A 19,860-nucleotide genomic window follows, 5' to 3' on the forward strand; every position below is an offset into this window, starting at 1 on the left:
ATGAAAGCGGTAGGAGAACAACCGATGTCGATTCAGGATTCGTCCGACTACGTCATCGCGGCCAAACCGTCGAAAGTCCGATACGTGGTGCTCGCGATGCTGCTCGTCGCCACCACCCTCAATTACGTCGACCGATCGGCACTCGGTATTGTGGCACCCGGCCTGTCCAAAAGTCTGTCGCTCGACAAGATGCAGATGGGCGAGCTGTTCGCCGCCTTCGGCCTCGCCTATTCCTTCGCGCTGCTGCCAGGCGGGCTGCTCGCCGACGTATTGGGCTCGCGGCTCGCCTACGCGCTCTCTCTCGTCGGCTGGTCCTTCGCTACGCTGACACAGGGTCTCGCCAACGGTTATCACATGCTGCTCGGCTCCCGGCTCACGATGGGCGCGCTCGAAGCGCCCGCCTTTCCGTCCAATGCCCGTTCGGTGACACTGTGGTTTCCGGCCCAGGAACGCGGCTTTGCGACCAGCGTCTACGTGATGGGGCAATACATCGGAACGCCGCTTTTCACCGGGCTGCTGTTGTGGATCTCCACCACCTACGGCTGGCGCTCGGTCTTCTTCGTCACGGGCGCATGCGGTATTCTCTTCAGCCTCGTCTGGTATCGCCTCTATCGCGACCCGCATCAGCACAAGACCGTCAACGCAGCGGAACTTCAATACATCAACGAAGGACGCTCGACAGGAGCGCAGAAAGCCCGCGAGAAATTCAACTGGCGCATGGCGATCCAGTTGCTGCGCTACCGGCAGATTCTCGCGATCTGCCTCGGGAAATTCTGCAATAACACCCTGCTGGTTTTCTTCACGACCTGGTTCATGACCTATCTGATCGAAGCGCGTCATATGTCGATGATTAAGGTCGGCATATTTCAGGCACTTCCATTCCTCGGTGCAACGGCAGGCATTCTCGTCGCCGGGTCGCTGTCGGATTTCTTCATCCGGCGCGGCGTGTCCGTTTCCGCGGCCCGAAAGGCGCCGCTTATCATCGGCACGCTGCTCGGTGCCTCCGTTGTCTTCGTGAACTTTGTCGAATCGAACGCCATGGTGATTGCGATCCTGACGATTGCATTCTTTGCCCAGGGAATCGGCTCGATGTCGTGGGCCGCGGTTTCGGAAATCGCGCCGCGACAGTACGTGGGCCTGACCAGCAGCATCACCAGTCTCGCGGCAAACATCGCGGGGGTGACGACGCCGCTCATGATCGGCTATATCACGCACCATACCGGCCACTTCTACTGGGCACTCAACCTGATGGGTGCCATCTGCCTGCTTGGCACGTTCTCCTATTCGATTTTTCTCGGGAAACTTTCCCGTATCGAACTTTGATCCAGAAACATCCGGTGAAATAGATCAGGTACAACGACATGATTGAATTCAAATGGGACCATCTCCAGCTCTGTTCCACCGACGCCGAAGCGACAGCTGCATGGTTTGCCCGCTGTCTGAACGCCGAAATCGTACGTCGCCCCGCAAGAGTGGATCTTCGTCTCGGCAGCATCAATCTCTTCATCACCGCACTGACGCAAGCGCACGCTGTTCAGTTGCCCGCGGGAGCCCGGAAAGAAGGCATCGATCATTTTGGCGTCACCGTGAATGATCTGGACGCGGCATTCGAACATCTGATCCACTGCGGAGCGGATATCGTCGAGCCCATCAAGCCGGTTCGGGCCGGTGTCCGGGCCTGCTTCGTGCGTGCCCCGGGCAACATCCTCGTCGAAATCCTGGAGCGCAAGCCCGCCGAGATGACTTTTACCTGAAAAGCGGTCAATATCGAAGCCGCATCGATAGCGACGGCGCGCCATGTGCGATCACTATCGTGCGGTCTTCCCTCTCATCCACTGCATCGCGACGCATCCATTTCATGCGCAACTGGATCACCCTGACTGAAGCGGCCCGACAACTCGGCGTACAACCGCAAACGGTCTACGCGTACGTCAGTCGGGGCAGCATTGCCGTCATGCCCGATCCGCTCGATCCGAGAAAGAGTCTCTACCGGGCCGAGGACGTGCTCGGGCTCTGCCGGAAAAAACAGGTCGGGCGCAAGCGCGAAGCACTCGCTGCCGGGACGATATTCGGTGCCGAGCCTTGCATCTATAGCGGTATCACGACCTTTTCGAAGGGGCGTGCGTACTATCGCGGACACAACAGCATCCGGCTATCGGAGACGGCGACGCTCGAAGAAGTCGCCGCGATCCTGTGGAACGCGCGGCCGCCCATCTCTTTCGAGTCCGCCAGCATCCCGCTGCAAGGCGACGAGCGCGGCAGACAATGCGCGTTCATGTCGCTCGCGGCGCTGGCCGCCAACGGACACTCCACGCACGGACGTACCGACAGTGCGCTGCATGCCGAGACAGGCCGGCTGGTCGCGGTTGTCGCGCAGGCGTTCGGCGCGCAATGCGACGGCCATGCCCAATGGACCCACGAGCGGCTTGCCCTGGGCTGGCGGCAGGACGCCGCCGTGGCCGATCTGATCCGGCGAGCGCTGGTACTGATCGCCGACCACGAAATCACCAGTTCCACGTTTGCCGCGAGAATTACCGCGTCTACCGGTGCATCGCTGGCCGGGTGCCTGCTGACCGGGCTCGCCACGTTCTCCGGTCCCTTGCATGGTGATGCATCGGGGCGCGTGCGCGCGGTCTTCGACGACGTCGAAAGACTGGGCGCCGAGCACGTTGTCAGCCACCATCTGCAATCCGCGATCCCGATTCCCGGCTTCGGGCACCATCTTTATCCGGACGGCGACCCGCGAGCGCGTGCCTTGCTGGATCGGCTCGATCCGCCCAAGGAACTGGCGTCGTTCATCGACAAGGTCGTGACGCTCACGGGTCTGCAACCGACTATCGACGTCGCGCTCGCGACGTTGGCCACGCAATTTCAGCTTCCGCGCGACGCCGCATTCGGTCTGTTTGCAACCGCCCGCAGCGTCGGACTGCTCGCGCATTGCATCGAGCAGCTCAGGGTAGGCAAAGTCATCCGGCCGCGAGGACGCTATACCGGCCCGGCTCTAGAAGAAAGCAGAACGGATGGATCGGCGGAGAACGAAGACAAAACGCTCGATCCCGTCCTGCTCGACAAGAATCGGGTCTTCAAGACGATTGCCCGCTGAACGGGCCGACGTGTTCGAGATCCGCCCGAACGCCGTTCGAATCTCACCCGAAACGCGACAACGCCCAAACGGCAGCGATGCAGCCCGCGTGCCGCGGCACCTCTTCGCCCCCGCCGTCAAAATCTACGCCCCATGCCGCCCAAACCGCTCCGCCAGAAAGTCGATAAAAGCGCGGGCACGCGCCGACTGATTGCGCCGGTTCGGGTAATAGACGAACAGGTCGGCCGACGGCTGCACGAACTCGGGCAGCACCACGCGCAAGCGGCCGCTTTCGAGGTATTTCGCAAGGTCCCACTCGGAGCGCAGCAGAATGCCGTGACCATCGAGCGCCCAGCTCAACACGATGTCGCCGTCGTTGCTCGACAGCACGCCGCGCACCTTCACCGAGTGCGGCTCGCCGTTGCGTTCGAGACGCCAGATGCCGTAGGCATCGTCGTTCTGCCGATGGACGATGCACTGATGGCTCGCGAGATCGGCCAGGCTTTCGGGCGTGCCGTGTAACTCGAGATAACGCGGCGACGCGCATAGAAGGCGCCGGTTCGCCATGATGCGGCGCGCGTTGAGTCGCTTGTCAGGCAATTCGCCGAAGCGAATCGCGAGATCGACTCCGCTTTCGACAAGATCGATCGGCCTGTCGGTCACGTCCAGTTGCACCTCGACATGCGGATAGCGCTTCGCGAACTCGGACACGAACGGCGCAATCGTCGTGCGGCCGAAGCCGAGCGTCGCGTTCACGCGCAACAAGCCGCGCGGCACCGAACGGCTCGACGATACGATGTCTTCCATCTCCCTGACTTCGGCGAGAATCCGCGTCGCGTAGTGCAGGAAGGTCTCGCCCTCGGCGGTCAGACTGACACTGCGCGTGGTGCGATTCATGAGCCGCACGCCGAGCCGCGCTTCGAGTTGCGCGAGGCGCTTGGTCGCCGCCGGCGGCGTAATGTCGAGATCGCGCGCGGCGGCCGACAGGTTGCCGTAGCGCCCGAGCAGGACGAAAAACTCGAGGTACGAGGTCAGGTCGTTTTTCACCACAGGTTAATAAAGAAGTGAATTCAGGTGAATCATAGTACCGATTCCAACGCCTAATCTAGCGCCTTGAACCGCCAGTCATTCCGAACACTGGCCGTGACATCTGGAGACATCCATGAAAATCGTAGAAATCCGCGAAAAGACCGTTCCGATCAGCTCCTCGATCCGCAACGCCTACATCGACTTCAGCAAGATGACGCTGAGTCTCGTCGCCGTGGTCACGGACGTGATCCGCGACGGCAAGCCCGTCATCGGTTACGGCTTCAACTCGAACGGCCGCTACGGCCAAGGCAAGCTGATGCGCGAGCGCTTCATTCCGCGCGTGCTCGACGCCGATCCGGCGACGCTCGTCAACGATGCCGGCGACAATCTCGACCCGCACCGTGTCTGGGCGACGATGTTCACGAACGAAAAACCGGGCGGTCACGGCGAGCGCTCAGTCGCCATCGGCACGATCGACATGGCCGTGTGGGACGCGGTCGCGAAGATCGCAGGCAAGCCCCTGTTCCAGCTGCTCGCCGACCGCTACGGCAACGGCCAGCCCGATCGCAAGGTGTTCGTCTACGCCGCGGGCGGCTACTACTATCCGGGCCAGGACCACAGCAAGCTGAAGGACGAAATGCGCAGTTATATCGACCGTGGCTATACGGTCGTGAAGAAGAAGATCGGCGGCGCGTCGCTCGACGAAGACCTGCGCCGTATCGACTCCATCCTGAGCGTACTGCAAGACGGCCAGAAACTCGCCGTCGACGCAAACGGCCGCTTCGATCTCGACACGGCGATTCAATACGCCAAGGCGCTCTCGCAATACGATCTGTTCTGGTACGAGGAAGCCGGCGATCCGCTCGACTTCGAATTGCAGGCGACGCTGCGCAACTACTACGACAAACCGATGGCGACCGGCGAGAACCTGTTTTCGATGCAGGACGCGCGCAACCTGATTCGCTACGGCGGCATGCGTGCCGATCGCGACTGGCTGCAATTCGACTGTGCGCTGAGCTATGGCCTCGTCGAATATCTGCGCACGCTCGAGATGCTGCATCAGCATGGCTGGTCCGCGAGCCGCTGCATCCCGCACGGCGGCCACCAGATGTCGCTCAACATCGCGGCGGGTCTCGGCCTCGGCGGCAACGAGTCGTATCCCGATCTGTTCCAGCCGTATGGCGGCTTCCCCGACGGCGTGAAGGTCGAGAACGGCTACATCACGATGCCCGAGTTGCCCGGCATCGGCTTCGAAGGCAAGGCCGATCTGTTCGCGGAAATGCAGAAGCTCTCGGCATAACCGCCCGGCGCATGTGCCGGCCACCGCAAGCCGGCACATGCGCACGAGCAGTCCTCTATGGAAATAACGGCGCGGACACGCTAGAGTCCCAGCAGGTTAGAGGCACGTCGCTGCTGCCTTCATGTACTGCGCCGAACGGCTTTGCAACGGTTTGGTGAACTCGGCGGCCGGCGTGCAGGCAAGGTTTTCGTCGTGTGCAAACGAACTGAATAACGCCGCATTTCCAGGGACCAACGATGACGCCATTCGAATCGCTCGCGCAGCGTAGCGCGACCGGCCGCAACGCACGCAAGAACGCCCCACGCAGCGCCCACGCCGGGATCGGCAAGGTCGATCGCGATCCGGTCCGCCTGCTGCGCGAAAGCAGCCGAGGCCGCGTCGAAGCTCTCGTGCCGCTGCGCTACGGACGCATGCTCGAATCGCCGTTCACGTTCTATCGCGGCAGCGCGATCATCCAGGCGCATGATCTCGCGGCGACCGCGAACAGCGGCTTTCATTTCCAGATTTGCGGCGACTGCCACCTGATGAATTTCGGCGGCTTCGCGACACCCGAGCGCGCGCTCGTGTTCGACATCAACGACTTCGACGAAACCGCCGTCGGCCCGTGGGAGTGGGATCTGAAGCGCCTCGCGGCGAGCCTCTATATCGCCGTCCGCCATCTCGGCCACGGCGACAAGCTCGCCGACGAAGTCGTCGCGCATTGCGCGCAATGCTATCAGCACTGGACCGCGCGCTACTCGAACATGAGTCCGCTCGAACTGTGGTACGAACTCATCACGTTCGCGCGTCTCGAAGAAATCTCGCCGACCGAGGATGCGCGGCAACGCATCCGCAACAGCATCGCCAGAGCATCGCGCCGCACGCATGAAACGATCCTGCCGAAGCTCGCGAACCGCCGCGAAGGCATCTGGCAGATTCGCGACGTGCCGCCGACCGTGTTCCACGTGCACGGCAAGAGCACGCTTTTCACGCACGAGGACGACTGGCTCGGCCTCGGCGACTGGCGCACGTTGATGGCGCCGATCTACAAGCACTACCTGAAATCGCTCAGCACGGTGCGGCGCACGCTGCTCGATCACTTCTCGATGCACGACATGGCGTTCAAGGTCGTCGGCGTCGGCAGTGTGGGCACGCGCTGCCTGATCCTGCTGATGGTCGATCAGCACGAGAAGCCGCTCTTCATCCAGTTCAAGGAAGCGTCCACCTCGGTCGTGACGCGCTACTTCAAGGCGCCGGGGCCGAAGCATCAGGGCCAGCGCGTCGTCGATGGACAACGGCTCATGCAGGGCGCGAGCGATCCGTTCCTCGGCTGGACCACCGGCCCGTTCGGGCGCGCGATCTACGGCCGCCAGTTACGCGACATGAAGATTTCGGCCACGCTCGAACTGTTTGCGAAAGACACGTTCCGCCAATATGCGGGCATGTGCGGCTGGGTGCTCGCGCGCGCTCACGCGAAAGCGGGCGGACTCGCAACCGAAGTCGCGGCCTATCTCGGCAATGGCGATCAGATGTCCGAAGCACTCGTCGCTTATTCGCGCGCCTACGCGGATCAGGTGGAGAAAGACTACGAGGTATTCCGCGCCGCCTGCCGCAGCGGCCGGCTCGAAGCGCGCACCGACGCGGACATGGCGGCCGATTTCGTCGCGTAGGCGCACAGGCGTGCATCAGGTTTTCGGCATGCTCCTATCGCCCTCATCGTCCTCGCCGACGACGCCGAATTCGACCGCCGTCTTCACATAGAACAGATGCAGCCCCTCGGCGCGAAGCCGCTCGAACAACTGCGCGGCTTCATCGGCCGTGACCGCCATCACGACGGACAGCGGCTGATCCGCGAGCTCGAAGAAGTGCGCGGAATGAATCCGGTGATGCTGCCCGACACCCTCGCAGGCCGGAATCACGGTCGCACCGCGCAGACCGAGTTCGCCCGCCAGATGCACGAGCCAGTCGGCGAGCGGTTTGCCATGATGGCTGCGCGCCTGCTGGGTAAAGAAGGTGATCTGATAGCCGTTCATGTCGAGGCTCCCCAACCTTCAGTGCATCCGGTTTCGGGACGGGTATGAAACCAGTGTAGATGGCGGGCGGCGGCAGCGCCAGGTGGAGAAGCGCGACCGGTATGGGTAGCGTGGCTACGCGTTCCTATACGAGGCTTCGAGCGGCATACGCTGGGGGTAATGCGTGCGCCGTCCGCCATAAGCACTGCGGGGTCTTGCCCGTGAAGGCAAGACCCCGCGATGTTTTCGCGCCGTATCGACAGCGCGTGGTTGCTACGGCGAGATTACTGGCCGTACACGTCGAAATCGAAATACTTCTTCGCGATCCGGTCGTACGTGCCATCGGCGCGAATATCGGCGATCGCCTTGTCGATTTTTTCCTTCAGGTCGGTATCTTCCTTACGCAAGCCAATTGCCGTTCCGCTGCCGAGCGTTTTCGCGTCGTAAAGCGGATTGCCGGCAAATGCAAAGTCCTTGCCGCGCGGCGTACGCAGGAAGCCGATTTCGGCTTGCACCGCGTTCTGCAACGACGCGTCGATGCGCCCGGCGAGCAAGTCCGAGTACACGAGGTCCTGGTCCTGATAAGGCACGATCACGGCACCGGCGGGTTCCCAATACGTCTTCGCATAGGTCTCCTGGATCGAGCCCTGTTCGACGCCGATGCGCTTGCCCTTCAGCGCTTCCGGCGTCGGCACGATCGATGAGTCCTTCTTCGCGACGAGACGCGTCGGAATGCGGAACACCTTCGATGAGAACGCGATCTGCGCCTGACGCGCGGGCGTCATCGACATGGTCGACAGCACGCCGTCGAATTTACGCCCCTTCAACCCCGGGATCATGCCGTCGAACGAGTTTTCGACCCACACGCATTTCGCGTTCAGACGACGGCAGATTTCATTGCCGAGGTCGATATCGAAACCGACGAGCTTGCCATCGGCGGCCTTCGATTCGAACGGCGGATAGCTCGCGTCGACGCCGAATCGCATGGTCGACCAGTCCTTGGCGATCGCGCTGCCGGACGAGACGGCGAGCAACGCAAGCGTCAGGGCTGCAAGCGTGGTTTTCATTTTGGCTCCTTTTACTCTTCTGAAGAAAGACGGATACGCGGCGCGCTTCACCGCGTTGGCGCACCCCGGCGCCCGGAACCCGACATTCGACCGTGATCTGCGTGGCCGCGCAAATTCATTTAGAGAATTAATTTATGCGTGGAGCGCATAGACCGTACAACAAGCCCACCCTCTCGACTCAATGCGGACTACGCACTAACCACACGAAGAAGACGCCCCCGAACAAACCCGTCACCACACCGATAGGCAGATCGTCAGGCGAGATCAGCGTACGCGCCGCCACGTCGGCCCAAACCAGCATGATCGCGCCCACGAGCGCCGACGTCGGCAAAAGCCGTGCGTGCCCTGCGCCGACCAGCCGGCGCGCCGCATGCGGCGCCACGAGGCCGACGAAGCCGATCGCGCCGCTCACCGCGACCATCCCCGCCGTGAGGAGCGAGCACACGACGAACAATTCCCGGCGCAGGCGGGTCACGTTCACGCCGAGCGTCACGGCAACGACGTCGCCGCTCATCAGCGCATCGAGTTCGCGGCGGCGGCCGATCAGCAGAATCAGGCTGATGCCGACGAGCGCCGCCGGTACGTCAAGCAGGTTCCAGCGCGCAAGCCCAAGGCCGCCGAGCATCCAGAACAGTACCGACGAGGCAGCGCGTTGATCGCCGAGATAAAGCAGCAGATTCGCGAGGGCCATCAGCACGAACGAGATCGCGACGCCGGCGAGCAGCAGGCGCTGCGCATCGACTCGCCCGCCGCGCGCGCCGCATGCGATCACGAGCGCCGTTGCCGCGAGCGCGCCGGCGAAGGCGCAAACCGGCAGCGTCAGCACGCCCCACGCCGCCCCGATCCACAACGTCGCCGCCACCGCACCGACGCTCGCACCCGCGCTCACGCCGAGCAGATGCGGATCCGCAAGCCGGTTCGAGGTCGCGGCCTGCAAGACCGCCCCCGCGACCGCGAGCGCCGCGCCGACCAATGCACCGAGCAGCACACGCGGCACGCGGATCATCCAGACGATGGCGTCGTTCATGTCGGCCGGATCGGCCGGATGCGTGCGGCCAGCAGCATGTGCGGCGATCGTACGCATGACGTCGCCCGCCGCAATGCGTGTCGAGCCGAAGCCGATCGCGAGCACGATCGACACCGCCAGCACGATCGCGAGCAACGCGAGCGGCAGCACGCGCGCGCGTCGGCCTGTCGCGCTCATCGTGAAACGCGCGGCGTGCGCGCAAACGCTTCGGGATGCAAACCGCGCGCGATGGTCCTGATCGCTTCCGCGTTCCGCACGCCGGGTGTGGCCGCATCGTAGGGCACCACGATAAAACGCCGCGCGCGAATCGCCGCGACGTTCGCGAGCGCTGGCGACGCAAGCAGGAACGCCTCTTTCTGGGCGGCCGTCACCGCGCCATAGTCGACGATCACGATCACTTGCGGATCGCGCGCCACCACGCTTTCCCAGCTCACCTGCGCCCAGCTCTGGGCCACGTCGTCCATCACATTGCGTCCGCCTGCCGCGCGAATCAACGCGGTCGGCATCGCGAGCTTGCCGGCGGTAAAGGGCTTGTCCTCGCCGCTGTCGTAGACGAACACGCGCGGGCGATCATGCGTTCCGTTCAACGCGCGAGCGACATCGGCGATGCGTGTCTGCATGGACGCGATCACGCTTTGGGCCTGCGCATCGGCATCGAAGATCGCGCCGAGATTGCGCAGATCGTTGTAGACGTCGTCGAGCGAGGCGGCGGGACGCGGCATCACATGCCCGCACGATTCGGAGAGTTCGTAGGTCGCAATGCCGAATGGCGCGAGCGTCGCGGGCGTAATCGGGCCGCCCACGCGCATGCCGTAATTCCAGCCCGCGACATAGAGGTCGGCCTGCGCGGCCACGAGCGTTTCGAGCGACGGATAACGTTGCGCGAGTTCGGGCAGGCCGTTCAGTTCTCCCGCAAACGCGGCATCGGCGCTCTTCCAGCCGCTGATGCCCGTATAACCCGCCATATGCGATCGCACGCCGAGCGCGAGCAGCATCTCCGTGAGATTGACGTCGTTGCTCACCGCGCGCGTTGGCGCTCTGGTGAAGGTGACGTCGCGGTTGCAGCTATGCACGGTCACCGGATAGTGGCCCCCATGCGCCGCAGCACTCGCGCCCGCGAACAGCCATGCGCCAAGCACGGCGCGCAGTCGTGTCGTTTTCATCGTTGCGATCCCGTATGCGCCGCAATCAGGGTAATGCGCGGACAGTGATTGATGGGGTGGCGATCGACGAGTGCGTCAATGCCATAAACGCGCCTGAGCAGTGTCTCGGTGAGCACGGTTTCGGGGGTGCCGTACGCGACGATCTCGCCCGCATGGATGACGAACAGCCGGTCGCAGAACGCGGCGGCAAGATTGAGGTCGTGAATCGTCGCGAGCGTCGCGATCCGCTGGCGCTTCACCAGCGCGAGCAGTTCAAGCTGATGGCGCGGATCGAGATGATTGGTCGGCTCGTCGAGCATCAGCACGGCCGGCTGCTGCACGAGCGCGCGCGCAAGCAGCGCGCGTTGGCGCTCGCCGCCCGAGAGCGTCGCGAACGGCCGCGCGCGCAGATCGGCAAGACCGACGTCGTCAAGCGCACGCGCTATCCGGGCGCGGTCGTCCGGCGTTTCGCCTTCGAGCGCGCGCTTGTGCGGCATGCGTCCCATCGCGACGACCTCCTCCACGCTCAAGCCGAAGTCGTCGGGCGCATCCTGCAGCAGCACCGCGATGCGCTGCGCGCTCCAGCGTGCCGGGTGCGCCCAGACATCCTCGCCGTCGAACGTGACCGTGCCGCGCTGCGGCTTCGCGTAACGAAACGCACAGCGCAACAGGCTCGTCTTGCCGCTGCCGTTCGGCCCGATCAGTCCGACGAATTCGCCGGGCCTGACGTCGAGGACAATCGAGCGCAGCAGCGCATGCTCGCGCCGCGCGGCATCGCCGTCGCGCGGCGACCACTCGAGTCCGTCGATACTCAATGACGACATGGTTCGCGACTCTAGAAGTTCAGCGTCGCCGTGACCCAGCCCGAACGCGGCGCGCCGAGCAGCCACTCGCCACCGTCGTTCTGCGTCGTGACCACATACGTGCGGTTCGTGAGATTGCGCAGATAGAGCGCCAGCGTGAGGTTGCGCGTGGCGCGCCACGACGCCGAGGCGTCGAACAGCGTGTAGCTCGGAATCGGCGCGGTATTCGCGTTGTCGCCATAACGGCGGCCCACGTAGTGCAGGCCCGCGCCGGCGCGCCAGCCCGGCGCGAACGCCCAGTCGAGCCACAGGTTCGCGGTCTGCTCGGGAATGTTGTACGGCACGTTGCCCGAGCGCGAGAGGCTCTGGCCATTCACGTCCTCGTTGAAGTCGTCGTAACGCGCGCGCAGCAGCGAGGCGTTTGCGTTGACCGACACCCCGCCGCCCAGTTGCAGCGCGCCGGTCCACTCGACGCCGCGCGACGACTGCTTGCCGACCTGCTGCGTGAGATCGGGATTCGACGGATCGGTGCTGAGCAGGTCGTGCTTGACGATCTGGTAGAACGCGAGCGTCCACCACGCGCGTCCGTCCAGTAACTGCTGCTTGACGCCGGCTTCCCACTGCGTGCCGCTGGCGAGCGAAAACTGACTGCTCGACTTCGAGAGCGTGACGAGCGAGCCCACGCCGTCGGCGCCCGTCGTGTACTGCGCATAGACCGAGAAATCGGGTGTCAGCGAGAACACCAGCCCCGTGCGCCAGCCGGTATGCGCAAAGGTCCGGTCAAACGACGAGGCCGGTCCGTTGACCGTCGCGAAGGTATCGCGGTGGTAGTCGAGATGGTCGTAGCGCAGGCCGGAGACCCACGCGAGCCGATCCGTCAGTTCGAGCCGGTTTTCCGCGAAAACAGACGCCTGGTGCGTCGTGGTCTGGAACTGCGGCACGGTCGGGTCGGGGCTGGCGAACACGCCCGGATCGAAGCCGAATGCCGGCACGATCGAGGCGCCGTCATACGGCGAGTTGCTCGTATCGAGGAACGAAATCACATTGAAGTCCGCGCCGACGACGAGCCGGTTCTGACGTCCGAGCAGCCGGCCATCGAAGGTCGCGTCGAGCGAATCGCCAACCTGCTGTTCGCGGTGCAGGATTTCGATGTAGTCGGAGCGCAGCACGTTGCCGTCGCCGAGCAGCTCGTAGCTTTCGCTGTCGTGCCAGTGGCGGTTGGTCAGCAGATAGTAAAACTGATTGCGCAGCGTGATGCCGGGCGCGGCATTCCATCGGGCGGAGAGGCGCGTCCACTGGTCGTAGTACGAGATCGACGCGTTGCCGACGTTGTAGTTCTGGCGTGCCAGTGCGGGATCGAGTGCGCCGTCCATAACGGGCACGCCGAAGTAGCGCGCGGGAAGCTGGCGGCCGTAGTCGTAATCGAGCGTGAACGACAGGCGCGGATTCACGTCGAGACGCAACGCGCCGCCGAGCGCCGTCGTGTGCGAATCGCCGCGCGGCAGCCAGCCGTTGTCGCGGTCGTCGGCGATATAGAAGCGGTACGAGAGCATCGGACCCAGCGCGCCCGTGGTGTCGAGCGCGACGCGCTTCTTGCCGTAAGTGCCGGCGCCGAGCTCGATTGTCGTCGCGTAGTCGCGCTGCGGCGCCTTCGGCACGATATTGATGACACCGCCGATACCGCCTTCTCCGTAAAGCACCGAGGCCGGTCCGCGCAACACTTCGATGCGTTCGGCCGACCACGTATCAAAGGGAAACGACACGGTGCCCGCGCCCGCGTACATGCGCACGCCGTCGTAGAGCGTCGTGACCGATTCGGGACCGCTGAAGCCGCGCACGGACAGCGACGTGCCGCCGTTGCCCGGTGCCGCGTCGGTCGCGAAACCGGCGGCCCGCGTGACGGCTTGCGTCACGTTGTTGTCGCCGCGCTCGGTCAGTTGCGTGCTGCCGATCGCTTCGACGCTTGCAGCCGTATCGAGACTCGAGAGGCCCAGGCGGCTGCCCGTCGTGAGCGGCGTCGTGAGGTCCGGAACGTTCGAGTTTGCGTTGTTCCCGGCGGTGCCGGTGACACGCACGGCGGGCAAGGTGGCCGTCTGCGGAGATGAATCGGTGGCGGGCGAAGGGCTGCTGGTATCGGCGAAAACCGGCGTCGTGTTGACGAGCCAGGTGCAGGCGATAGCGCTACGCAGGGCGAAGCGCCGCGCGCGGAAAAGCGGTGCGGATGCGTCCATTTTTTTGTGATTCGTTATTGTGATGTGGCGCGCTCGCGACGGGCGCGCGTGCGCCCGCATCGATGCGATGCGGGCGGCAAACCCGGAGAGCGGAAAACGTCGGCGGCTAGCGGATCGACGTGCGTTCAGACGTGGTGATCGACGTTGCCCGACACGCGCGGGAATGGCCGAACGATGAATGGCGGGCACCTGTGCGCCGCACGCTGACCAGTGCAGTCATGCTGATTTCTCCTGGGGTTTCGCGCCCCGCAAGTACGGTTGGAATGAGCCGATGACCAGGTCTGACTTTCGGCGCGAAGGCCGATCACAGTGGCGCGACCGCGCTGGATTTGCACCAGCTTCCGGACATGGCGGGTGGATTGTACCGGGTTGTGGTCGACGCCGTGCCGTAATAGATTTTCGCTTCGCAGGTCAAACTGTCTCCGGCACGCGAACGCCCCACTCCGGAAACGGGTCCGCATACCCGATCCATGCTTGAGGTCCATCGGCCATCTCCGCGTCCGTGAGCAGACAGGCATCAAGCCGTTGGCGCATGCCGGGTTCGTCGATATCGATACCGATCAGTACCAGTTCCTGTCTCGCATCGCCAACCTCGGGCGTCCAGTTCGCATTGATGAAGGCGAGCGATTCGGCGTCCGTCGGCCAGTCCGCTTTCGGTACGGCGGCCCACCAGCGTCCCGCTAAGCCATGGCGGCAAACCGCGCCCGCCTGCGACCAGGAACCGGCATGGGAGGGACGGCTTGCAAGCCAGAAGAATCCCTTGGAGCGGACCACGCCCGGCCATTCGCTGTTGATCAGATTCCAGAACCGCTCCGGATGCATCGGCCTGCGCGCGCGCCATACGAAGCTGCGGATTCCATACTCTTCGGTTTCCGGCGTATGTTCGCCGCGCAGTTCCTTCAGCCAGCCAGGTGCTCTGGCGGCTTCCTCGAAGTCGAACAGCTGGGTATCCAGCACCCGATCGAGCGCGACACGACCGAACGTCGACATTTCGATTTTCGCCCGCGGGTTGAGGCTGCGCAAAATCGCCGTGAGCCGTTCAAGGTCCGCCACTTTGACCAGATCCACCTTGTTCAGCACGATCACGTCGCAAAACTCGACCTGTTCGATCAGCAGATCGACAACGGTCCTGTTGTCCTCAGCGCCCAAAGATTCTCCGCGCGATTCGAGGCTATCCCGGGAACTGTAGTCACGCAGAAAATTGCATGCGTCGACGACGGTCACCATCGTGTCGAGCCGCGCGACATCGGCCAGGCTTTTGCCGTCTTCGTCGGCAAACGTAAAGGTTTCCGCAACCGGCAACGGCTCGGAAATGCCGGTCGATTCGATCACGAGCTGATCGAAGCGGCCTTCCCTCGCGAGACGGCTCACCTCCAGCAACAGATCTTCACGCAGGGTGCAGCAGATACATCCGTTGCTCATCTCCACAAGCTTCTCATCGGTTCGCGAAAGCTCGGCACCACCGTCGCGGACAAGCGCCGCATCGATGTTCACCTCGCTCATATCGTTGACGATGACAGCAACTCTGCGGCCTTCGCGGTTGTTCAGGATGTGGTTGAGCAGCGTTGTCTTGCCTGCGCCCAGAAAGCCGGAGAGAACGGTCACGGGCAATCGGTGGTCCATAGAGATGCTCCTCGTGTGTAATAGCGTCGGCCTTGCCGGTGCAAACGGCTTGCGCTGGACGTGTCGCCGGCGCAAGCCCGGGTCATGCGTTAGAACGTGCTGCGCAAACCGACCATGACGCTGCGCGCGCCTTGTGGAGCGATGTCGCGGACAACCGAACTCGCGTAGCGGATTTCCTGATTCGTCAGGTTGTCGCCACGAACATAGGCTAGCCAGTTCGTGGTGCCGACATGAAACTTGTACGTCAGGATCAGATCCAGCTTCGTGTAGCTCGTCGTCGGCAGATCATTTTCGGGTACGCGGTGTTGACCCCATGCGTGCTGTACTTCCGCGCGCGCGCCAAAGGGGCCGTACCCGTAGTCAACCGAAAAGGTGGCACGCAGCGGCGAAATGCGCGGCAACGGCTCGTCGTTGTCCATGTTTCGCGCATGCGTATAGTCGCCAACCAGTTCCACATCCACCTGATGCGCGCCTTTCTCGAACACGCGCCATTTGCCGTCGAGTTCAATGCCGTAAAATTCCGCGCGCACGCCCTTGTAGACGGCTTCGTTCAGTGCGTCGTCGGTTCCCGGCGGAACCACATTGTCATCGTCGTCAACAAGCCGTCCGGTGTTGAATTCGGTCAGGTAATTCTTGAATCGACTGTAGAAAACGCCGACGCTTCCCTTGTTCGGCCCGCTGGCAAAACGCAGCGAAAGATCCGTCGATACCGCTTTTTCTTTCTGCGCTTCGGGGTCGCCAATCAGGTATTGCCCCGTCGCGTCATGAGGCCCGTTCGCATACAGCTCGTAAAGCGCGGGAGCACGTTCGGTGTACGCAACATCGCCCGCGACCGACCAGATCGGCGAGAGCTTGTATAGCGCACCCAGCGATGCACTGACGGCATTGAAATTGCGTCCTGTCGCGCTCTCGAATTTTTCGTTGCCGGCCGCCGTCGGGTCCTGCTTCACATACTCGTAGCGGGCGCCGGCGCTGAGTTTCAGCGCATCGGTAACGTTCCATTCTTCGAGGCCGAACAGCGCGACGTTCGTTGTCTGGGTCGTGGGCACGAGCGCTTCATCGCCAAGCGCAGAAAAGGTGTTCTGGCTTATCTGCACGCCGACTACGCCTTCGAGTGGGCCTATTTTGTGGTGACGCGCCTCGATTCGAGCCTCATAGCCGTGGTTCCGGAAGGTGGTTCCCGTTTCGCCGTTATCGATTTCCTTGTGTTCGTAATCCGTGTAACCGAAGTCGAACTTCAACTGCGAGAAGGGACCTTGCAGATTACGGACCTCGGATGCGAATGCCACATGATCCTGATGCATGCGAAGCCGGACGTCGTCCTCGGCCACCGAACCGTAGTTGGCTTCATAGCCGTTGTATGACAGACCCGCGTAACCGTCCGCCCACGTGTAAGCGCCGCCCACCGCGCCGCCGGACCATCGTCCATCGCTATTCGGAATGGTGCCGTAGGCCTGTTCGGCATCGGGTCCATCGAGCACACGTTGCTGTGCCGAATGGGCATAGCCGGGAATGCGCTCGTTGCTGGTTTGCCGATCGAATGCATCGACGTGGAAAGCGAATTGACCATTACCCCCTTCGACCTGTGCCGCGCCGGCGCGAGCACGGTTGGCTCCGCCATAGCTTGCGTCCACCTCGCCGTTGACACCCTTGACCGGCTCGCGCGGAATCCGGTTGTCGATCGTGTTCACGACACCGCCAATCGCATTGCCGCCATAAAGCAACGCCGCCGGTCCGCGCACGATTTCCACCCGCTCGATAGTCATGGGTTCCTGGGGCACCGCGTGGTCATATGACAGCGACGATGCGTCCCACGCGGCCACGCCGTTCTGCAGAATCCGGATCCGGTCCCCGTCCATCCCCCGGATGATCGGCCGTCCGACCATCGGGCCATATGTCGTGGTCGACACACCGGGCAGGCCGTTGAGGGTTTCACCGAGCGAGTTCGACTGACGAAGGGTCAGCGCGTCGCCGTACAACGCCGTAGCCGGGGCAATCAGGTCTGTGTCGCCCAGCGGATTGGCCGTCACGAATACGGGCGCGAGAGAGCCGCCCGGGATTGCACCGGCTGATGCGTCCCGTGAAACGTTGCTCGACTGGGCATGTGCAAAGGCGGCACACAAAGCGAGGGTAAGCGGAGAAAAGCGGACGAGGCGTGTCGTCGGGAGGTGGTTTTGCACGGTTTTTATGGAGTGTGGTCGAAAGCTACCAGGCATCGATACGAAACGTTATAACATAACATTACATGTCGATACTTGGCCCCCTATCCAAAAGACATCGAATCATGGTCCCTCACAGGACGATTTCGATTCCTTTTGAATTTGTGAAATGATATAACGTATCATTACATTGGTAAAGTTTGAGGAGGCAACGTGGTTAGATTCGCAAATGACTGGATTTGTTAGCCTGCCGGCAATGGACGCACTGGTGGCACGCTGCATGGCCGATGGTCACCGGCTCACCGCTTTGCGCCGGGATGTGCTCGGCCTTCTGGTGAAGCGCGGCGGCCGTGCTTCGGCATATGAACTCATTAACGAGCTGCCGGGTATTGGTCGGCACGATGCGCCCCCATCGGTGTATCGCGCGCTCCATTTTCTGATTTCCGCGGGCGTCGTGACGCGCATCGCGTCGACCAATACCTTCGTCATCGCGCCGAGGGCTCCAACGCAACATGTGGCTTTTCTCGTATGCAATACCTGTGGCGGGGTAAAGCCCGTGGATATGGCTTGTCTCGATGGCGCGTTGACGCATGCGGCGAAAGCGGCGCAATACGAGATCACGCATCGTCATACGGAGATCAATGGGATTTGTGCCGCGTGTCGGGGGGAGTGAGGGGTGAATCGATGAGATGCTCCCTGCAATTCTGTTTGGCATGATAGAGCATCATGGCAGAAACCGGATTGCGGTCCAATGCCGGAGAAGCTTAATCGGCTTATCGAGCAGACTGTCGACGAGCATGTTCCGTAGCTGATGGAAGGAGGTTAGCTGTCGCATTCTCAATCACGGCGCGCTTCAACTGAGCCAAGGCAGGTGGAATGTCCCGGAGCCCGGAGTGCAGGCAGAGTTCGACAGTCGGCAGAGGCGGAAGGCCGTCTTTCTCATCGAGTCGTCGTAGGGACGATGGTATTCCGGCCGCCGTTCTCAACGTGATGCCAAGACCCGCTGCCACACCTGACCAAAGACTTTGGAGGCTGGCCGTGGTATACGCCAGTCTCCAGGAAATATTTGCGCGATCAAGGGCTTCAATGCCGGCGCGACGGAAAAAACACGGCGGATTGTATAAGGCCAGGTCCAACGGACGGCCGGGACTCAGGGCAGTGTCGATTCCAACCGCTCCGATCCATGTCATTTGCAACGTGGCGAGGTGTTCAGCGTCTGAACGACTGCCATATCCCATGACCAGCACGAGATCGAGTTCCTCTCGGTCCAGTCGCTCAAGCAACACACCGTTTCGCTCGACGGCAACTTCCACACGAACCGCAGGATGTGCCTTCTTGAATTGTCCCAGAGCAACCGGAAGCCAGGTCTCTGCGAAATCGCCCGGTAGGCCGAAGCGCACGAGACCCTCAACAGAAGCCCCTCGAACGGCTCGAACAGCTTCATCGTTGAGATCCAAAATGCGGCGCGCATATGAAAGGATCAGATCGCCGGATTCCGTCAGGACCAAGCCTCGTCCTTGCCGGCGGAATAGCGGCTGTCCGACTTGTTCCTCAAGCTTGCGCATCTGCTGGCTCACGGCCGATTGCGAACGGCCTACGCGCTCAGCAGCGCGGTTCAGACTTCCCAGTTGCTGAGTCGCCAAGAGCGTCCTCAGAGCGTCCATATTGAGGTCGGGCGTAGGCACAGTTCAGTTTTTCTAAAGAGATGATGCCGAATTATTGCATTCATTACATATTCGTCCGGCTATTATCAACGGCGCGTTTGATCGCTATGGGCAGGCCGTGAACATTGCGAGCAAGCCTCGATACAAAACGGGTTGAGAGCCAAATCACGGAGAACTGTATGAGACGCCAGATAATTCTTAAACGAGGCATTCCGGTCGCCGTTTTATCGGTGTGCCTATTGTGGACGGCTGTTGCACGAGCCGACGCAACCGCTTTCGATCCTTCACTAGTGGGCAGCTGGACTTTGGTGGCAGCAGATGTCCAACATCCCGATGGCTCGCGAGCATCGGACTACGGCGCCGCCCCCAAGGGGCTGCTGCTCATCGACGCGCAGGGACATTACTCGCTGCAAATTTTCAAGGCAGAACGCCCTCAATTTGCTTCCGGCGACAAGGGAGCAGGAACACCAACCGAGTACAAAGCCGCCGTCATGGGATCGAGCACGCACTTCGGCACGATCAGCGTCGATCAGGCTGGCGGAACTTTGACTTTCCATATTCAAAACGCCTCTTTCCCCAACTGGGAGGGAGCGCAGCAGAAGCGAAGCTACGAGCTTAAAGACGGCAAGCTGAGCTACCGGGTCACTCCTCGACCGAATGGAGATATACCGATTTCGATCTGGCAACGTCTGAACTAGAAGAACGATCGAGCGCTACCGATACCTCTTTCTTGTGGCAAGTG

17 protein-coding genes and 1 riboswitch are annotated in these 19,860 nt (G+C 62.3%); of the genes, 7 read left to right on the forward strand and 10 right to left on the reverse strand.

The genetic code is table 11. The features are described from left to right. The 3 genes from F3J20_RS00425 to F3J20_RS00435 all read left to right on the forward strand — a co-directional run bounded on the left by F3J20_RS00425 (nucleotide 1) and on the right by F3J20_RS00435 (nucleotide 3,103). A complete protein-coding gene (locus F3J20_RS00425; RefSeq protein WP_167281323.1) occupies nucleotides 1-1,323 on the forward strand; it encodes an MFS transporter in 1,323 nt (440 codons plus the stop codon). Between the two features lie 38 nt (nucleotides 1,324-1,361). Further along, nucleotides 1,362-1,754 (forward strand): VOC family protein, encoded by a 393-nt coding sequence (locus tag F3J20_RS00430; protein ID WP_167037316.1) that lies wholly within the window; start codon nucleotides 1,362-1,364, stop codon nucleotides 1,752-1,754. Between the two features lie 104 nt (nucleotides 1,755-1,858). Then, nucleotides 1,859-3,103 carry a citrate/2-methylcitrate synthase gene (locus tag F3J20_RS00435; RefSeq protein WP_167037319.1) on the forward strand — a complete coding sequence of 415 codons (1,245 nt, stop codon included), beginning with the start codon at nucleotides 1,859-1,861 and terminating at the stop codon, nucleotides 3,101-3,103. A gap of 123 nt (nucleotides 3,104-3,226) precedes the next feature. Here F3J20_RS00435 and F3J20_RS00440 read toward each other — a convergent pair whose 3' ends face one another. After that, nucleotides 3,227-4,129, reverse strand: a complete 903-nt coding sequence (locus tag F3J20_RS00440) for a LysR substrate-binding domain-containing protein (protein ID WP_167281325.1) — start codon at nucleotides 4,127-4,129, stop codon at nucleotides 3,227-3,229. 115 nt (nucleotides 4,130-4,244) lie between these two features. Here F3J20_RS00440 and F3J20_RS00445 point away from each other — a divergent pair, with 115 nt between their 5' ends. Then, on the forward strand, nucleotides 4,245-5,411 hold the full coding sequence (locus F3J20_RS00445; protein WP_167037325.1) for a mandelate racemase/muconate lactonizing enzyme family protein: 1,167 nt from the start codon (nucleotides 4,245-4,247) through the stop codon (nucleotides 5,409-5,411). Between the two features lie 236 nt (nucleotides 5,412-5,647). Then, a complete protein-coding gene (locus tag F3J20_RS00450) occupies nucleotides 5,648-7,060 on the forward strand; it encodes a DUF2252 domain-containing protein (protein ID WP_167281326.1) in 1,413 nt (470 codons plus the stop codon). A 15-nt stretch (nucleotides 7,061-7,075) separates the two neighbouring features. On the opposite strand, the gene F3J20_RS00455 is transcribed toward F3J20_RS00450, so the two are convergent. From F3J20_RS00455 to F3J20_RS00490, 8 genes are all read right to left on the reverse strand, one after another. Then, entirely contained in the window at nucleotides 7,076-7,423 is a 348-nt protein-coding gene (locus tag F3J20_RS00455; protein WP_167281328.1) for a DUF190 domain-containing protein, read from the reverse strand. A gap of 263 nt (nucleotides 7,424-7,686) precedes the next feature. Next, nucleotides 7,687-8,469: an ABC transporter substrate-binding protein gene (locus F3J20_RS00460; protein WP_167037333.1), complete on the reverse strand. Its 783-nt coding sequence runs from the start codon at nucleotides 8,467-8,469 to the stop codon at nucleotides 7,687-7,689. Nucleotides 8,470-8,647: 178 nt separating this feature from the next. Next, a complete protein-coding gene (locus tag F3J20_RS00465; RefSeq protein ID WP_167281330.1) occupies nucleotides 8,648-9,673 on the reverse strand; it encodes an iron ABC transporter permease in 1,026 nt (341 codons plus the stop codon). Next, entirely contained in the window at nucleotides 9,670-10,659 is a 990-nt protein-coding gene (locus F3J20_RS00470; protein WP_167281331.1) for an ABC transporter substrate-binding protein, read from the reverse strand. The genes F3J20_RS00465 and F3J20_RS00470 overlap by 4 nt, the downstream gene beginning before the upstream one ends. Next, complete coding sequence (locus F3J20_RS00475) at nucleotides 10,656-11,462, reverse strand: ABC transporter ATP-binding protein (protein ID WP_167037340.1); 807 nt, start codon at nucleotides 11,460-11,462, stop codon at nucleotides 10,656-10,658. The genes F3J20_RS00470 and F3J20_RS00475 overlap by 4 nt, the downstream gene beginning before the upstream one ends. A gap of 11 nt (nucleotides 11,463-11,473) precedes the next feature. Next, nucleotides 11,474-13,672 carry a TonB-dependent receptor gene (locus F3J20_RS00480; protein ID WP_240162658.1) on the reverse strand — a complete coding sequence of 733 codons (2,199 nt, stop codon included), beginning with the start codon at nucleotides 13,670-13,672 and terminating at the stop codon, nucleotides 11,474-11,476. Between the two features lie 279 nt (nucleotides 13,673-13,951). Beyond that, a riboswitch (cobalamin riboswitch) is annotated at nucleotides 13,952-14,015 on the reverse strand. Nucleotides 14,016-14,083: 68 nt separating this feature from the next. Continuing rightward, entirely contained in the window at nucleotides 14,084-15,295 is a 1,212-nt protein-coding gene (gene zigA / locus F3J20_RS00485) for a zinc metallochaperone GTPase ZigA (RefSeq protein WP_167281334.1), read from the reverse strand. Between the two features lie 89 nt (nucleotides 15,296-15,384). Then, entirely contained in the window at nucleotides 15,385-17,511 is a 2,127-nt protein-coding gene (locus tag F3J20_RS00490; RefSeq protein WP_167281336.1) for a TonB-dependent receptor, read from the reverse strand. A 172-nt stretch (nucleotides 17,512-17,683) separates the two neighbouring features. Here F3J20_RS00490 and F3J20_RS00495 point away from each other — a divergent pair, with 172 nt between their 5' ends. Then, entirely contained in the window at nucleotides 17,684-18,127 is a 444-nt protein-coding gene (locus tag F3J20_RS00495) for a Fur family transcriptional regulator (protein ID WP_167281338.1), read from the forward strand. Nucleotides 18,128-18,227: 100 nt separating this feature from the next. Here the strand turns inward: F3J20_RS00495 and F3J20_RS00500 are convergent, their stop codons facing one another. Further along, nucleotides 18,228-19,118, reverse strand: coding sequence for a LysR substrate-binding domain-containing protein (locus F3J20_RS00500; RefSeq protein WP_167037985.1), 891 nt, complete (start codon nucleotides 19,116-19,118; stop codon nucleotides 18,228-18,230). Between the two features lie 179 nt (nucleotides 19,119-19,297). Between F3J20_RS00500 and F3J20_RS00505 the strand changes: the two genes are divergently transcribed. Next, a complete protein-coding gene (locus F3J20_RS00505; RefSeq protein WP_167281340.1) occupies nucleotides 19,298-19,816 on the forward strand; it encodes a lipocalin-like domain-containing protein in 519 nt (172 codons plus the stop codon). The last annotated feature ends 44 nt before the right edge of the window (nucleotides 19,817-19,860 follow it).

It is taken from the genome of Paraburkholderia sp. Cy-641 (assembly GCF_011752945.1).
Lineage (GTDB): Bacteria > Pseudomonadota > Gammaproteobacteria > Burkholderiales > Burkholderiaceae > Paraburkholderia.

What these genes read in the sequence shown, in the direction of transcription:
- F3J20_RS00425 (WP_167281323.1), top strand. Translation starts at nt 1, where the DNA reads ATGAAAGCGGTAGGAGAACAACCGATGTCGATTCAGGATTCGTCCGAC.
- F3J20_RS00430 (WP_167037316.1), top strand. Translation starts at nt 1,362, where the DNA reads ATGATTGAATTCAAATGGGACCATCTCCAGCTCTGTTCCACCGACGCC.
- F3J20_RS00435 (WP_167037319.1), top strand. Translation starts at nt 1,859, where the DNA reads ATGCGCAACTGGATCACCCTGACTGAAGCGGCCCGACAACTCGGCGTA.
- F3J20_RS00445 (WP_167037325.1), top strand. Translation starts at nt 4,245, where the DNA reads ATGAAAATCGTAGAAATCCGCGAAAAGACCGTTCCGATCAGCTCCTCG.
- F3J20_RS00450 (WP_167281326.1), top strand. Translation starts at nt 5,648, where the DNA reads ATGACGCCATTCGAATCGCTCGCGCAGCGTAGCGCGACCGGCCGCAAC.
- F3J20_RS00455 (WP_167281328.1), bottom strand. Translation starts at nt 7,423, where the DNA reads ATGAACGGCTATCAGATCACCTTCTTTACCCAGCAGGCGCGCAGCCAT.
- F3J20_RS00460 (WP_167037333.1), bottom strand. Translation starts at nt 8,469, where the DNA reads ATGAAAACCACGCTTGCAGCCCTGACGCTTGCGTTGCTCGCCGTCTCG.
- F3J20_RS00465 (WP_167281330.1), bottom strand. Translation starts at nt 9,673, where the DNA reads ATGAGCGCGACAGGCCGACGCGCGCGCGTGCTGCCGCTCGCGTTGCTC.
- F3J20_RS00470 (WP_167281331.1), bottom strand. Translation starts at nt 10,659, where the DNA reads ATGAAAACGACACGACTGCGCGCCGTGCTTGGCGCATGGCTGTTCGCG.
- F3J20_RS00475 (WP_167037340.1), bottom strand. Translation starts at nt 11,462, where the DNA reads ATGTCGTCATTGAGTATCGACGGACTCGAGTGGTCGCCGCGCGACGGC.
- F3J20_RS00480 (WP_240162658.1), bottom strand. Translation starts at nt 13,672, where the DNA reads ATGGACGCATCCGCACCGCTTTTCCGCGCGCGGCGCTTCGCCCTGCGT.
- zigA (WP_167281334.1), bottom strand. Translation starts at nt 15,295, where the DNA reads ATGGACCACCGATTGCCCGTGACCGTTCTCTCCGGCTTTCTGGGCGCA.
- F3J20_RS00490 (WP_167281336.1), bottom strand. Translation starts at nt 17,511, where the DNA reads ATGCCTGGTAGCTTTCGACCACACTCCATAAAAACCGTGCAAAACCAC.
- F3J20_RS00495 (WP_167281338.1), top strand. Translation starts at nt 17,684, where the DNA reads ATGACTGGATTTGTTAGCCTGCCGGCAATGGACGCACTGGTGGCACGC.
- F3J20_RS00500 (WP_167037985.1), bottom strand. Translation starts at nt 19,118, where the DNA reads ATGGACGCTCTGAGGACGCTCTTGGCGACTCAGCAACTGGGAAGTCTG.
- F3J20_RS00505 (WP_167281340.1), top strand. Translation starts at nt 19,298, where the DNA reads ATGAGACGCCAGATAATTCTTAAACGAGGCATTCCGGTCGCCGTTTTA.